This is a genomic window from Dyadobacter diqingensis (genome assembly GCF_024220585.1).
Classification (GTDB): domain Bacteria; phylum Bacteroidota; class Bacteroidia; order Cytophagales; family Spirosomataceae; genus Dyadobacter; species Dyadobacter diqingensis.
Genome location: NZ_JAMXKF010000004.1, coordinates 52457 through 66311 on the forward strand (window position 1 = coordinate 52457; position 13855 = coordinate 66311).

Genomic DNA, 13855 nt, shown 5'->3' on the forward strand with positions numbered 1-13855 from the left:
AAAGCAAGTATTGATATAAATCTTCTATATTGCAAAACCGAGCCAAACGGTCCCAAGGGACGGATGCAGCCGGAATTTCTAAACCTTAATCTATTAAACCCCTAAACCATGTTCTGCTTTCTCCGAAAGGCCTTACCGTTATGCTTATTCGCCATCTTTTTAACCGGATTATTACAAACTGCGGATGCGCAAAGCAAAAAACCGAAGTTTAAGGTGATCGCGTTTTATACCGGAAAAAATGATCAGGCGCACATCAGTTATATGCACGAAGCGAATAAATTTTTCCCGAAAATCGCCGCTGAAAATAATTTCACCTACGACTCAACAACCGATTGGAGTAAACTGAATGCGAAGTTTTTGTCGGATTATCAGGTGGTTTTGTTCCTGGATACGAGGCCGGAGGCACCAGAACAACGGGCCGCTTTTCAGCAGTATATGGAAAACGGAGGAGCCTGGATGGGTTTTCACTTTGCCGCATTTGCTTTAACACCTTCCGCTTTTAATCAGGACTGGGACTGGTATCATGAAAAATTCCTGGGATCGGGGCAGTATGCCAGTAATACCTGGCGGCCAACTTCTGCCGTGCTGCGGGTAGAGGATCGTAAAAATCCGGCAACAAAAAATCTCCCTGAAACTTTTAAGGCGTCGCCAAACGAATGGTATCGGTGGGAACATGATCTCCGTAAAAACCCGGATATAAAAATATTACTATCCATCGATTCGACCAGTTTTCCTTTAGGAACCGGCCCTAAAAAACATGAAATCTGGCATAGTGGTTATTACCCTGTCGTTTGGACCAATAAAAATTACAAAATGCTGTATCTTAATATGGGGCATAACGATATCGACTATGAGGGTAAAACCAATAAAACGCTGTCCTATACCTTTGATAATGAGATACAGAATAAGCTTGTGATCGACGGGCTGTTGTGGCTCGGTACAGGTAAGAAATAATTTTTAAGCCAAGTACAGAATTGCACCAGAATTCATGGCTTTTTTTGTACAAAATATCAGGGCATGAAGCTATTACTCATAGAAGACGAAAAAGCGCTGGCAACCAGTATCCAGAATTATTTCCAGCGGGAAAATTTCATATGTGAATGGGCAGCGGACTATGAAACGGCCATTGAAAAAATAAACATCTATCAGTACGATTGCGTTCTGGTAGATATCATGCTCCCTGACGGCGACGGACTGAATGCGGTAAAGGAATTGAAGCGGAAATTTCCGCAGACCGGGATTATCATCATATCAGCCAAAAATTCGCTTGACGACCGGATCGAGGGATTAAATCTAGGCTCCGATGATTACCTGACCAAACCGTTTCACTTGTCCGAGCTCAATGCGCGCGTGCAGGCAGTGATCAGGAGAAGAAGTTTTCAGGGTAATCAGCAGATCCGTTTTGGGAAAATCGTCATCGAACCACAGGAACATTTTGTGTCCGTCGAAGGGCAGGAAATTATTCTTACACGGAAGGAGTATGACCTGCTTATTTATCTGATCGCTAATAAAAACCGCGTGCTCACAAAGGAATCGATCGCGGAACATTTGTGGGGCGACGATGCGGATTTGATGGACAATTTCGATTTTATTTACACACATATTAAAAACCTCAGAAAAAAGCTGATGGACAAAGATTGTCCCGATTATCTGAGATCTATTTATGGGGTGGGTTACAAATTCAGTGAACAATGAAACTGCTGGTACAGATCCTGCGCTACCAACTGGTAACATCCATGCTGGTCCTGTTTCTGGGAGCAGGGCTGTTTTATGTGTCAGTTCGTTATCTTATTGATCGTGAGGTTAATAAAGAATTGTTTCAAAGTCAGGTAAAAGTGCGCTGGCAGTTGCGGCATCTGGAAACTTTGCCGGTTTATATTTTGCAGCTTGGTGATAGTTTGCAGATGGAAGAGGTTCGGTATCCCGGAAAAATGCTGGTCAGGGAAACTTTTATGTTAAATCTTGCAGAAAACGAATACCAGCCTTACCGCCAGCTCGTGTTTTATGAACGAGCGTTGGGACAGTGGTATCGGGTAACGATCAGCAAGTTATTGCTTCAACGACAACGACTTATGGAGGCGGTTGTAATGACCGTGACCTTTATTGTGGCACTGCTGCTGGTTTCTTTGTTGTTGTTAAATAGTTGGTTGTCAAGACGTTTATGGAAACCATTTTACAAAACATTGGGCAAGCTGGATCAATACCAGATTCAGCAGCACGAAACTTTGAGGTTTGAGCGTGAACAAACGCTTGAATTTGACCAGCTGAATCAGGCCGTTACCCAGCTCACGAGCAGGATCGCAACGGCTTATCAGAACCTTAAAGAGTTTACTGAAAATGCGTCGCATGAGATACAAACTCCGCTGGCGGTTATCCTCTCAAAAATTGAAGGATTGTTCCAGGATGAAACTTTAACTGAGTCACAACTTGTTACATTATCAAGCGTGAGTGAAGCAGCAAACCGGCTGGGGCGTTTGAACCAGGCATTATTATTGCTGACAAAAATAGAAAACAGGCAGTTTCTGGCGGGAACGGAGCCGGTTAACCTGGTTCCGATCATCAATGGGAAATTAAGAGATCTGGAAGATTTGATCGTGAAAAGGGAAATAAGTATTCAGACAGAATTGCAACCCGTTGGTCTTGTGATACATCCGGCGCTTGCTGAAATTCTTGTAAATAATTTATTGACAAACGCGATACGCCATAACGTTGAAAAAGGAAAGATTATTATTATCTTACGCGAAAGATTTTTATCCGTCCGAAATACGGGAAAAACCCTGAACGCGAACCCTGAGCAGTTGTTTGAACGTTTTCGTAAAGAAAGTACGTTATCTGCTTCGTTGGGTCTGGGCCTTGCGCTGGTAAAAACCATCTGCGAGGTAAACGGGCAAACTTTAAAATATGATATTGACAACGAATGGCATTCTTTGACCGTGAGTTGGTAACATAAAGATTTTTCATGGCTAATAACAAAGGAAAGGGGGAGGTTTTTAACCTTCCTTTTTTTATGCAAAAACTTCAACCTTCGGAAGAAAGCCGTAGTAAGTACACCTCCTCTCCTCCGAAATAATTGTCCCCGTTTTGCATCAAAATCGCACGCTCTGCGATATAGGTGAATATTATCATTTTGTAATCATTGCCCGGGACGAAAATTTTATTTCTGGCAAAGGGTTAAAATGTGTCATAATTCATCGAGGCTCAACTATGAATACACTGGAAATCTCTTTGCAGCGCTACTTCCCCTGGCTGCTCATGCTTGGAATTTTATTGAATGTGCCGGGTTTATGGCTGGACGTGATGGAGCCCGACGGCGCTCTTTACGCAACCATTGCCAAACACATCGTGCAGCATAACGACTGGATTAATCTCTATGGTGATGGGCACGACTGGCTTGACAAACCGCATTTTCCATTTTGGATGGCAGCTATCAGTTACAAGTTTCTGGGGATCGACGGCTTTGCTTACAAGCTACCTGCTTTCCTGTTCTGGCTGGTGAGTCTCTTGTATACTTATCTGACGGCGAGGGATTTGTTTAATCATACCGTTGCTAGAATTTCAGTGTTGATTTATACCGTCGCCTTGCACAGCACGCTGGCTAATTTTGATGTCCGCGCAGAACCGTATCTGACTACCTGCATTATTGCCGCGATCTGGCATATGTTGTGTATTTATGAAAGGAAGCACTGGATTCATATTTTTGCGGCGGCCCTGTTCTCAGCCTGTGCGATCATGACAAAGGGCATTTTTGTTTTAATCACGCTGGGTGGCGGGTGGCTGATATTTTGGGCTATTACGCAGCAGTGGCAACAGCTTCTCAATTATCGCTGGTGGCTTTTTCTTGCGTTGACTTTCGTTTTTATTCTTCCAGAATTGTTTTGTTTGTATCAGCAATTTGACCTTCATCCCGAAAAAGTTGTTTTCGGTAGGACCAACGTTTCTGGTCTCCGTTTTTTCTTTTGGGACAGTCAGTTCGGGCGCTTTTTTAATACCGGTCCGATCAAGGGAAAGGGTGATCTTACCTTCTTTTTGCATACCACATTATGGGCGTTTCTACCCTGGTCCATAGGACTGATTGCGGCAATTATCCATATGGTCAGGTTTGACAGGGCACCGAATCCGGTGCGGTGGACTATCTATGGCAGCACCATCATCACGTTTGTGCTGTTTTCGTTGTCTAAATTTCAGCTGCCGCATTATATCGTGATCGAGTTCCCTTATTTTTCAATACTCACAGGTTATTTTCTATACAAAAAAGCACAGGATCCAATCCTGAAACGACTTGTCACTTTCCAAACCATTTTGATGTATGTTTTGTGCGTGTTAATCCTTTGGCTGCTGTTTTTTACCAAATTGCAGTATGCCATGGCGGGTGCGATTTTCACCGTAACGCTGACGCTTGGTGCTACTTTTGTCAGGTTGCGCGCTCCGATAAGTCAGCTGCTTTTTAAAGGATATGCGACGTCGGTTATGCTCTATGTATTTTTGTTTTATTTCTTTTATCCATTTTTACTTCGGTATCAATCGGGTACGGAGGCCGCCCGTTTGATCGATGCACGAAATGACGATGAGATTCCGGTGGCTTCCTATCAATCGTTTTCGTACTCTTTTGAATTTTATTCCCCTGGTGATGTGAGACTTATAAAAAGTAATGCACAGCTCGGGCATTTCATTAAAAACAATCCCTGTTATCTGTATACCACAGCCGCAGTCGGGGATAGTCTGCTCAAAGCCGGGGTGGACGCTGAAATTCTGGCGACGCCACGGAATTTTCATATTACAAAATTGAAACTGGGTTTTCTGGATCACTACAAGAGGAGCTCAAAACTGCAAACCCGTTATCTGCTTTTTATCAACGATAAAATCGGATTCAAGGCGAACTGAGAGAACAAAACGAAAAATTTTAAAACTTCAGAATCTCTTCAGAATTCCTACAAGATTACAACAGGATCGTAGTGCAATTTTGAAATAACAATCAAGAGAGGCCGGCGGCAAGGTTCAGCTGGCTTTCCCGAAAAGTCTCTCTTGTGAGTTAATTCATCTTTCAACTTATCATCTTTTGTAGTCATGTTCGAAAAACAAAATATTAAGAAATTAGCTCCTGCCGCACTGGCTTTCGCATTTTTGGGCGGTACTTCTTACGCCACCTATGAGCACCTGAGCAAACCAGACACCATCTCAAACTGGGTGGAATCCAACATGCCGGTTGTAAAGGCCAGGCTGGACGAAAAAAGTACTGGTGCCAATGTGGCGATGATCCCGGCGGATTTTTCTTTTGCTTCTCAAAAAGCAACGGCCGCCGTCGTGCATATCAAATCCACCCTCAAAGCAGAAAGGACGGTAAGCCAGATGGAAGTGCCTGATGAGTTGAAAGAATTCTTTGGCGGACGAAATCCGTTTGGACAAGATGCGCCGCAGGGAAGGGGCAGGGGCGAAAAACCGCAGGCTTCGGGTTCGGGTGTGATCATCAATCCGGACGGATATATCGTCACCAATAATCACGTGGTTCAGGGAGCTGAGTCACTGGAAGTAACTCTTGCCGATAAACGTACCTTTAAAGCCAAGGTGATCGGCTCGGATCCTAACACGGATATCGCATTGATCCAGATTGAAGCGAAAAACCTTCCGGCCCTTTCTTTCGGCAGTTCGGAGAATGTCAAGGTAGGACAGTGGGTGCTTGCGGTTGGAAATCCTTATAACCTCACGTCGACCGTTACGGCAGGTATTGTGAGTGCAAAAGGACGCAGTATCAATATTTTGGGTGAAAATTCAAAAGCGCCGGTCGAGTCATTTATCCAGACGGACGCAGCAGTAAATCCCGGGAATTCGGGTGGTGCGCTGGTGGATCTGAATGGAAACCTGATCGGGATTAACACAGCCATTGCGAGTCCGACGGGTCAGTTTGCCGGTTACTCTTTTGCCGTTCCGTCGAGTATCGCGCATAAAGTTGTCGAAGATATTTCAAAATTCGGTTCTGTGCAACGCGGTTATCTGGGTGTGGGTATCAGTGAGGTAGACGGCGAAAAAGTGAAGGCTTATGATCTTAAAGTAGATGAAGGCGTCCGCGTTGAAAATTTCGCTGAACAAAGTGCAGCCCGCGAATCGGGGATCAAAGTAGGAGACGTAATCACTAAAATCGACGGGCACACGGTAGAAAGTGTAGCCCAGTTGCAAGAGGCGATTGCACAGCATAAACCGAGCGACAAGGTTGTGGTCAACGTCAACCGCGACGGTTCCGAAAAAGTGATTACCGTAACCTTAAAGAGCAGCGCCGGCACAATGGTCGCAGAGAAATCCGCACAGACGCTCGATAACCTCGGAATTGAATTGCAGGATCTGACTGCTCAGCAGAAAAAAGCCTGGGACGTGGAACACGGCGTACAAGTGAGCCAGATTAATGCTGGAAAAGTCCGTCAGAATACGGATATGCAGGACGGATTCGTTATTACAAAAATAGATAAAACACCCGTGGGGAGCGTGCAGCAGGCAATGAAAGCATTGGAAGGTAAAAAAGGTGGGGTCATGATCGAAGGTGTTTATCCGGGAAGTCAGGAAACACAATATTATGCGATTGGTTTGTGATGAAAATCCGTAGGGGCGGGTTTCGTGCCCGCCCTTCCACAGATGCCATGTTTATTTTTTTAAGGAAAACTGTTTTCTGAGTATTAAAAATTTAATCATCGTAAAAATGAAAAAGAATCTGATTGTGTTGGGAGTGCTTAGCATTTTAAGCAGTGTGGTTTTTGCGAATAACCCTCGTTCCAAAGTGGCAGAAGGTGCACCGGCCCGCACCTATAACTGGATTGTGCCGGATATGAAAAAAAATCAAAACCCGATGTACAGCAGCACGTATTCCCGCCAGCGGATACAAAAGGCCTTTGACGAGGCGCTGAACGGCAGAGGCTTGGTAAGAGAAACCCAGAATCCGGATTTGTTGCTGCAATTTCATACCTACACCCAACGCGTTCGCAGGAATTATTATGGCGGTTATCCCATGGTGGGTTATCCGATGATGGGCTGGGGAAGATACGGCTGGGGAATGCCCTACGGCGGATATGGCTATGGTTACGGCGGTTATCCCTCTTCAAGCAACAATACCGACGGGACATTGATATTGGATGTGGTGGATGCAAAAACCGGCGAGGTTATCTGGCAGAAAGCGATTTCCGGCGATGTCAGCAATCCGAATCATCTGGAAAAAAGAATTAATAAGGGCGTGAAAAAACTGATGAAGGATTTCCCCGTACGTCAGAGCTGAGCAAATAAAAAAGCCAAAAAGCATGAACAGGTGTCCACAAAGATGCCTGTTTTATGCGTAATAAAAATAAAAGCAAATTCCTTTCAATACCGATCAAAACTACAATATTTCAACAGAATGTCTGTGTAAATTTGATCAGTTAAAGGTTAAAAAGTAATTCAAATTTTAACAGGTAAGCACATGAAATCGCTTAAAAAAGGTAATCCCGATATTCGTTATGACGGAGATAAAACCTTTCAATTCCGCTCATTCACAACCATTTTCGCAGCAATAGCCCTGGTAACCGTTTCCATTACAGGTTATGGCCAAAACGATCAGAATAATTACGGTGCGCAGCAGTCCTATTCCAACCGTCCGTCGCGACCTGTTGAGCAAAGCATTGCCCCAACCGTGGCTCCGTATAGCGAGGAGATCAGAAATAATATCCTGATCGCGACACAGTATCCTGATGTTTTGGAGAAACTCGCCCGTATCCGGGAATATACCACGCAAGCTTTTCAGGGGACAATCCAGGATTATTCTCAAAAAAAGCAAACCTGGTTTTATGAAATTTCGCGGTATCCCGACCTGATGCATGATCTGGCAACATTGCCCCGCAGACAATCCAAAGACCAGGTTAACGGACTTTTGAATAATCCGTCAAAGGAATTGCAGGAAGCTGCGTGGAAATTGTATAACAATCACCATGCAGATCTAGTGACGGTCGATAATCTGAACCAGCAGGCGATCAATTCTTTTCAGGATCTGATCAGCCCGTTAAACGGCGATGCCCAAGAAGCATTTAAGTCATTGCAGGAAATGCCCGATGTATTGTCGATCCTGAACGATCACAGAGACCTTACAGCGCGACTTGGTGAAGACTTTAGAAACGACCCGGACGGAACACGCCAGAATCTTGCGGCGCTGCACGATAAGATAGAAGCTGAAAACAAAGAAGATCTTGCTAACTACAAACGAGATCTGTCACAGGATCCGGAAGCGCAAAAAGAATATGATCAGGCTTCCCAGCAGTATGCAGCGTCCGGCGGATATAGTTATCCTGCGCCAACAGGGGATAAAGTGATCAATTATTACAATAATCCGTATTCTTACTGGTTCGGTTATCCTTACTGGTATGGCTCACCCATGTGGTACCCTGGCGCATTTGGTTTCAGTGGCGGATTGTATTACGGAGCCGGTTTATACGGATATGGTTTCCCGACCTGGGGTTTTTCAACCTGGTTTTTTGGAGGTGCCTACCGGTATTATCCTCATTTGTATCGCACTTACGGTAATTATTATCGTAACCGCTATATCAGCAGAGGCCAATACATTTCTCCCCGTAATGGCTTTATCGGTGCAGCCGGAAGACATTACAATCCGGAAATGAGCGCACGTTCAAACTGGTTGTCATCACCCCGCAGTTATAACCGCCCCGGCGTTCAGTCTCAGGGATTCCGTACGGCGCCCAACCAGGGTTCTTACAACCGGAGTTATAACAATAGCGGAAGAAGCTACAACAGCGGCAGTTTCAGAAGCGCACCCTCTTACGGAGGTGGTTACAATCGCGGTGGATACAGCGGCGGCGGTTTCAGAAGTGGCGGTGGCGGAGGTTCCCGCGGAGGACGCCGGTAATTCACATCAGATTTTCAAATAATCAAAAAGCGGTATTCAAACCAGAATGCCGCTTTTTGATTATCCAATACTATATTTTATTTCCTCCCGGCTCTCCATTTTTTTATATCCCTGTAAATCGTTCCGGGATATAAGGTAAGTCCATAACTGTAATAGACGCCGCCAAATCCCTGCCGGATATTCCCTTTGGAAAGTGCATTGCGATAACCAACCTGTACGTTCAAACCGGCCCAGGGTGTCAGACGATGTTCGGCGTAAACACCGAGCTGGAAGGGCTGGAAATACCGCTCCCGTCTTCTCATGATCAGGTCTTCAAAGAAATCTTTGTAATGCGCGGATTCTTTTCCCAGACCAATTTCAACCGGAGCCGAAAGAATCCATTTGGGTGTTTTTAAAATCGGATACCAGTAGGCGAGACTCACAAACTGCACATCCGTTTGTTTGATACCCGACAACTGAATGGTCGGCGAGAACATTTTCCGGAACCTGATCAGATTGTGCGAGCCATTGTATCCCAGCCAGTAATAACCCAGTGTCAGACGATGCAGTTTTTTGCCAAAACTTACACCGGCCCGGACGCCCCAGATATTGATATGTTTGTGGTCAATAAAAGTATTGCGGGAGTCAAGGTTAAATAAAAATGCAGCTTTTTTTGTGGCAGTACTATCTTTCTGTGCACGGACTGTGCTGAAAATCAACATCAAAACAATGCACAAAACAACGGATTTTACGCCGTTAAAAGATACTGTATTGCGCAAGCTGATTTTCATAGTAGATACTTCCTGAATCTGTTATTTTAAAAGTTTTTTTCTTCTTTCTCTGCTGCTGTAAATGTATTCATAAATCGTTGGTAAAATCAACAGCGACAATAATGTTGCTGTCATTAACCCACCGATTACCACGATAGCCAGGGGTTTTTGCGTTTCCGAACCAATCCCCGTACTCAATGCTGCGGGCAAAAGGCCAAGCGATGCCATCAGGGCTGTCATAATAACTGGCCGTAAACGTGACTTTGCACCGTCTTTGATTGCTTCAATCAGCGGCATTCCCGCCTGCAGGTTATGACGGAATTTGTTCACAAGAATGACGCCATCCTGTGTTGCCACCCCAAACAACGCTATAAAACCAACACCGGCTGAAATACTGAAATTGACACCCGTAAGCAGCAACGCCAAAATTCCACCTATCAACGCAAAAGGTACGTTCAATAGTACAAGTACAGAGTCAAGCGTGTTGCCAAATGATGCAAACAGAATAAAGAATATAAGCAGAATGCTGATCGGAACTACTACCATCAACTGCTTTTCAGCACGCTCCTGGTTTTCGAATTCCCCGTTCCATTTTATTTCATATCCCTTTTCCAGTTTCACATGGTCTTTTACCTTTTGTCTCGCTTCGTCCACGGCACTTCCCAAATCTCTTCCCCGTACCGAAAATTTGACGGCAATGAAACGGGCGTTGTCCTCCCGGTATATGAAAGCAGGGCCGGCCTGATTTCTAATGCCTGCTATTTCTTTCAGCGGAATTTTTCCACCATTAAGCGTTGGAACGAGCAGGTTTCCAATCTGATCGATGGATGACCGATAGGGGAGATCGTAGCGTAACCGGAGATCAAATTTGCGCTCGCCTTCATACACCTGGCTTACGGCTTTTCCGCCGATAGCCATTTCGATAACCGCATTGGCATCCGCGGCATCAACACCGTACTGTGCCATTTTATCCGGATTCAGCGTAATTCTTAATTCGGGTTGCCCGAGATTTCTGAAAATGCCCAGATCTTCGACACCTGGTACGGTTTTCAACTGAGCAAAAACCTGATCGGCCTTTTTGTCAAGCAAATTGAGATTGTCTCCTGTGATCTTGACGGCAATAGAACCTTTTACCCCTGACACGGCTTCTTCTACATTATCCGAAATGGGCTGAGAAAAACCGAAGTCAATGCCTTTGTAACCAGCCAGTTTTGCCTGCATCTCGGCTATCAGCTCTTCTTTGGTGATATTCCGTTTCCATTCCTCTTTCGGGAAAAGGTCGACGAAAAATTCCTGGTTGAAAAAACCGGTCGCATCGGTTCCGTCGTTAGGCCGGCCGGTTTGTGAAATTACACCTCTTACTTCCGGGAATTGTTCGAAAATCTGGCGGAATTTGCGGGTGTAATGATAGCTGTCTTCCAGGCTTATCGACAGCGGCATACTGGCCCGGACATAAATTGAGCCTTCGTTCAAATGCGGAAGGAATTCGGAACCGACCCAGCGAAACGAGAAAATGGCAATACACAATGCCGCCACCGCGGTAACAACAGCCCTTTTAGGGTGCAACATGACGTGGTTGAGCAGTGGTGAATAATTTCTGTTCAGCCATTCGATAATGGGGTTATGACGTTCGCGGACGTTTTTATTGAGCAAAATGCTGCTCATCACCGGAACGAAGGTCAGTGCCAGCAACAGAGCTCCCAAAAGTGCAAAGCCCATGGTGAAAGCCAGCGGACTGAACAACTTGCCTTCTACTTTTTGAAACGAAAAAATAGGCAGCAGGGCTGTGATAATAATGAGCTTGGAGACGAAAATCGACTTGCCCATTTCGACGGCAGTTTTGAGAATTCTACCCAGTTTTGCCCGTTTATTGAATTTTTCCATGCCTTCCTTTTCGGCCCAGTGTGCCAGCATCACGAAAAGTCCTTCCACCATAACCACAGCACCGTCAATGATAATACCAAAGTCAATCGCACCGATGGAAAGCAAATTGGCACTCATGCCTTTGGCACGCATCAGAATAAAGGCAAACAATAGGGCAAGCGGAATAACCAGTGCTACGGTCACCGTGGTGCGCCAGTCAGCGAGGAAGATCAGCAGGATCACCGTCACCAGCGTAATACCCATCGCAACGTTTTCTCCTACGGTGCTCAGCGTGTGGCTATTAAGCTCGGTACGGTCATAAAACACTTTAATGTAGACATCATTGGGCAGCGCCGTATTATTCAGATAATCTACTCTCGCTTTTAGTTTTGGTAAAACCTCCCCGGGATTTTCCCCCTTTCGCATCAGCACAATACCTTCCACGGCATCGTCATGGCTATCCCGCCCGACAATACCCAGCTGAGGCAAAGCCGATTCATGGACAGTTCCGATGTTTGTCATACGCACCGGAACACCGTTAAGGTTTTTTACGATGATCTTTTCAATGTCGGAAACGCTGGTGACAATCCCGATGCCGCGGACCACAAACGCTTGCTGTCCCTGTCGCAGGACATCACCGCCCACATTGACATTCGCTCTTTGCAAAGCACTGTAAACATCCAGAGCGGTCAGACTGTACTTCGCCAGCAAATTAGGGTTAACGCTCACCTCAAATGTTTTGATATGCCCGCCAAAGCTTACCACGTCTGCTACACCCGACACCGCTTTCAGGTTTTTTTCAACCACCCAGTCCTGAATGGTTTTCAGTTCGGTATTTGTTTTCGTCTTTGATTCAAGGGTATACCGATAAATTTCTCCTGTCGGGCCAGCGGGCGGCTGAATTTCGGCGTCGACACCTTCCGGCAGATTGATGTTTGCAAGTTTTTGAGAGGCTTCCATTCGGGCGTTAAAACCATCGACTCCATCCTCGAAAACAATTTTTATGAAGGAAAGTCCGAACAGGTTAATCGACCGTAATGCAGATTTATGGCTTATCGAGTTCATCTCCGTTTCGATCGGAATGGAAATAAAACGTTCCACTTCTTCCGCGCTCCGTCCGGGCCATTGTGTGATAATCACCACTTCCGTGTTCGTGACATCCGGATAGGCTTCCACAGGCGTAAAGTAAAAACTCACGGCACCGGCTACCACCACAAGCAGCGTGATGAAAAAGATGATGGCTTTATTTTTGAGCGAAAATCCAATGATACTTTTTATGAGCTTGTCCATCGTATCAATTGCTGGTTAATTCGCTAAATAACATCAATGCCCCTTCGGTTACGACCTTGTCGCCATGCGCCAGTTCCCCTTTCACATACATGAATTTTGAGGTGTTTTTCAGGACCTGAACTGGCACTGCCTTGTATTCACCATTTTTCACTTCTTTAATGACAAAGTAGCTGTCCTGACTGAATATCACAGAAATCGGGCTGACCGCCAGTAATTTTTCAGGCTTTTCGATATGTAATTTGATATTGCAGAACATATCCGGTTTTAATAAGCCACCCGGATTAGCAAGTACGACCCGGGCCTGTAAAACCTTGCTGTCGTTGTCGATCACCTGACTGAGGTTAGAAATTGTGCCCGTAAAAACTTTGTCGGGGTAGGCCAGCGTGGTAATGCTTACCTGCGATCCCTGTTTTACAGACTGAATATCAGACTCGTAAACATTGATTAAAACCCACACGTCTGTTAAGTCTGAAATGGTAAACAACGGGTCGGAATTGTCCGAACGGATCTGCATATCCGGGTTAACGTTTTTCTCAACGACATACCCGTCCTGCGGCGCCTTCACCGTAAAAACAGGCTGTTTTCCCGGACCAGCGCCACCGTATAACTTCAAAACCTGATTAGACCGTTCCAGTTCGGAGCTTGCAATTTCGAGCTGTTTTCGTGCATTGACGAGATCATTTTCGGATGAAAATTTGGTTTTGTAAAGCTGTTCGACATTTTCTGCGTTCCGTTTCGCGATATCGTAATTCGCCTTTGCCGTATTCTGATCTTTCAGAAAATCACTGATATCACTGCTCTGCAAAGTCGCCAGGATCTGTCCTTTTTTAACGTAAGCACCCAAATCAGCCTTGACGTCAAGAACGGTTCCACTCACAATCGGGAAAACTTTGTCCACTTTTTTCTGGTCGAAGGATACCTCACCAGTAAATTGTAACTCTTCTTCAAAATTCCGTAACTCCACGGTATCGGTTCTGAAAGCGGAGCCCGTATCTTTTGTCTCAGCCTCCTTGGGTTTTTCGGATCGATTGCATGCGGCCAGCCACAGGAAGGCAAGCGGAACCAGTCGTAATACTGTTTTCAT

10 protein-coding genes are annotated in these 13855 nt (G+C 45.3%); 7 read left to right on the forward strand and 3 right to left on the reverse strand.

The genetic code is table 11. The annotated features are described in order from the left end of the window. Nucleotides 1-108: 108 nt before the first annotated feature. From M1L62_RS12755 to M1L62_RS12785, 7 genes are all read left to right on the forward strand, one after another. Nucleotides 109-954, forward strand: a complete 846-nt coding sequence (locus M1L62_RS12755) for a ThuA domain-containing protein (RefSeq protein ID WP_254413441.1) — start codon at nucleotides 109-111, stop codon at nucleotides 952-954. A gap of 63 nt (nucleotides 955-1017) precedes the next feature. Further along, nucleotides 1018-1695 carry a response regulator transcription factor gene (locus M1L62_RS12760; protein ID WP_254413442.1) on the forward strand — a complete coding sequence of 226 codons (678 nt, stop codon included), beginning with the start codon at nucleotides 1018-1020 and terminating at the stop codon, nucleotides 1693-1695. Then, nucleotides 1692-2945, forward strand: a complete 1254-nt coding sequence (locus M1L62_RS12765) for a sensor histidine kinase (protein ID WP_254413443.1) — start codon at nucleotides 1692-1694, stop codon at nucleotides 2943-2945. The genes M1L62_RS12760 and M1L62_RS12765 overlap by 4 nt, the downstream gene beginning before the upstream one ends. Nucleotides 2946-3204: 259 nt before the next feature. Continuing rightward, nucleotides 3205-4881 (forward strand): ArnT family glycosyltransferase, encoded by a 1677-nt coding sequence (locus M1L62_RS12770; RefSeq protein WP_254413444.1) that lies wholly within the window; start codon nucleotides 3205-3207, stop codon nucleotides 4879-4881. A gap of 183 nt (nucleotides 4882-5064) precedes the next feature. Next, entirely contained in the window at nucleotides 5065-6579 is a 1515-nt protein-coding gene (locus tag M1L62_RS12775; RefSeq protein WP_254413445.1) for a Do family serine endopeptidase, read from the forward strand. Between the two features lie 106 nt (nucleotides 6580-6685). After that, the gene (locus M1L62_RS12780) at nucleotides 6686-7255 is read left to right on the forward strand and encodes a DUF4136 domain-containing protein (protein WP_254413446.1); all 570 of its coding nucleotides are present in this window, start codon (nucleotides 6686-6688) and stop codon (nucleotides 7253-7255) included. 180 nt (nucleotides 7256-7435) lie between these two features. Further along, nucleotides 7436-8869 carry a hypothetical protein gene (locus M1L62_RS12785; protein WP_254413447.1) on the forward strand — a complete coding sequence of 478 codons (1434 nt, stop codon included), beginning with the start codon at nucleotides 7436-7438 and terminating at the stop codon, nucleotides 8867-8869. A 77-nt stretch (nucleotides 8870-8946) separates the two neighbouring features. Here the strand turns inward: M1L62_RS12785 and M1L62_RS12790 are convergent, their stop codons facing one another. The 3 genes from M1L62_RS12790 to M1L62_RS12800 are packed head-to-tail and all read right to left on the reverse strand — an operon-like array spanning nucleotide 8947 to nucleotide 13855. Further along, nucleotides 8947-9639, reverse strand: a complete 693-nt coding sequence (locus tag M1L62_RS12790; RefSeq protein ID WP_254413448.1) for a hypothetical protein — start codon at nucleotides 9637-9639, stop codon at nucleotides 8947-8949. Nucleotides 9640-9660: 21 nt separating this feature from the next. Continuing rightward, nucleotides 9661-12771, reverse strand: a complete 3111-nt coding sequence (locus M1L62_RS12795) for an efflux RND transporter permease subunit (protein WP_254413449.1) — start codon at nucleotides 12769-12771, stop codon at nucleotides 9661-9663. Between the two features lie 4 nt (nucleotides 12772-12775). Next, entirely contained in the window at nucleotides 12776-13855 is a 1080-nt protein-coding gene (locus tag M1L62_RS12800) for an efflux RND transporter periplasmic adaptor subunit (RefSeq protein ID WP_254413450.1), read from the reverse strand.

Bases quoted from the DNA above. Each gene is read 5' to 3' on its own strand.
- M1L62_RS12790 (WP_254413448.1), bottom strand. From the start codon at position 9,639: ATGAAAATCAGCTTGCGCAATACAGTATCTTTTAACGGCGTAAAATCC.
- M1L62_RS12775 (WP_254413445.1), top strand. From the start codon at position 5,065: ATGTTCGAAAAACAAAATATTAAGAAATTAGCTCCTGCCGCACTGGCT.
- M1L62_RS12755 (WP_254413441.1), top strand. From the start codon at position 109: ATGTTCTGCTTTCTCCGAAAGGCCTTACCGTTATGCTTATTCGCCATC.
- M1L62_RS12760 (WP_254413442.1), top strand. From the start codon at position 1,018: ATGAAGCTATTACTCATAGAAGACGAAAAAGCGCTGGCAACCAGTATC.
- M1L62_RS12795 (WP_254413449.1), bottom strand. From the start codon at position 12,771: ATGGACAAGCTCATAAAAAGTATCATTGGATTTTCGCTCAAAAATAAA.
- M1L62_RS12800 (WP_254413450.1), bottom strand. From the start codon at position 13,855: ATGAAAACAGTATTACGACTGGTTCCGCTTGCCTTCCTGTGGCTGGCC.
- M1L62_RS12765 (WP_254413443.1), top strand. From the start codon at position 1,692: ATGAAACTGCTGGTACAGATCCTGCGCTACCAACTGGTAACATCCATG.
- M1L62_RS12780 (WP_254413446.1), top strand. From the start codon at position 6,686: ATGAAAAAGAATCTGATTGTGTTGGGAGTGCTTAGCATTTTAAGCAGT.
- M1L62_RS12785 (WP_254413447.1), top strand. From the start codon at position 7,436: ATGAAATCGCTTAAAAAAGGTAATCCCGATATTCGTTATGACGGAGAT.
- M1L62_RS12770 (WP_254413444.1), top strand. From the start codon at position 3,205: ATGAATACACTGGAAATCTCTTTGCAGCGCTACTTCCCCTGGCTGCTC.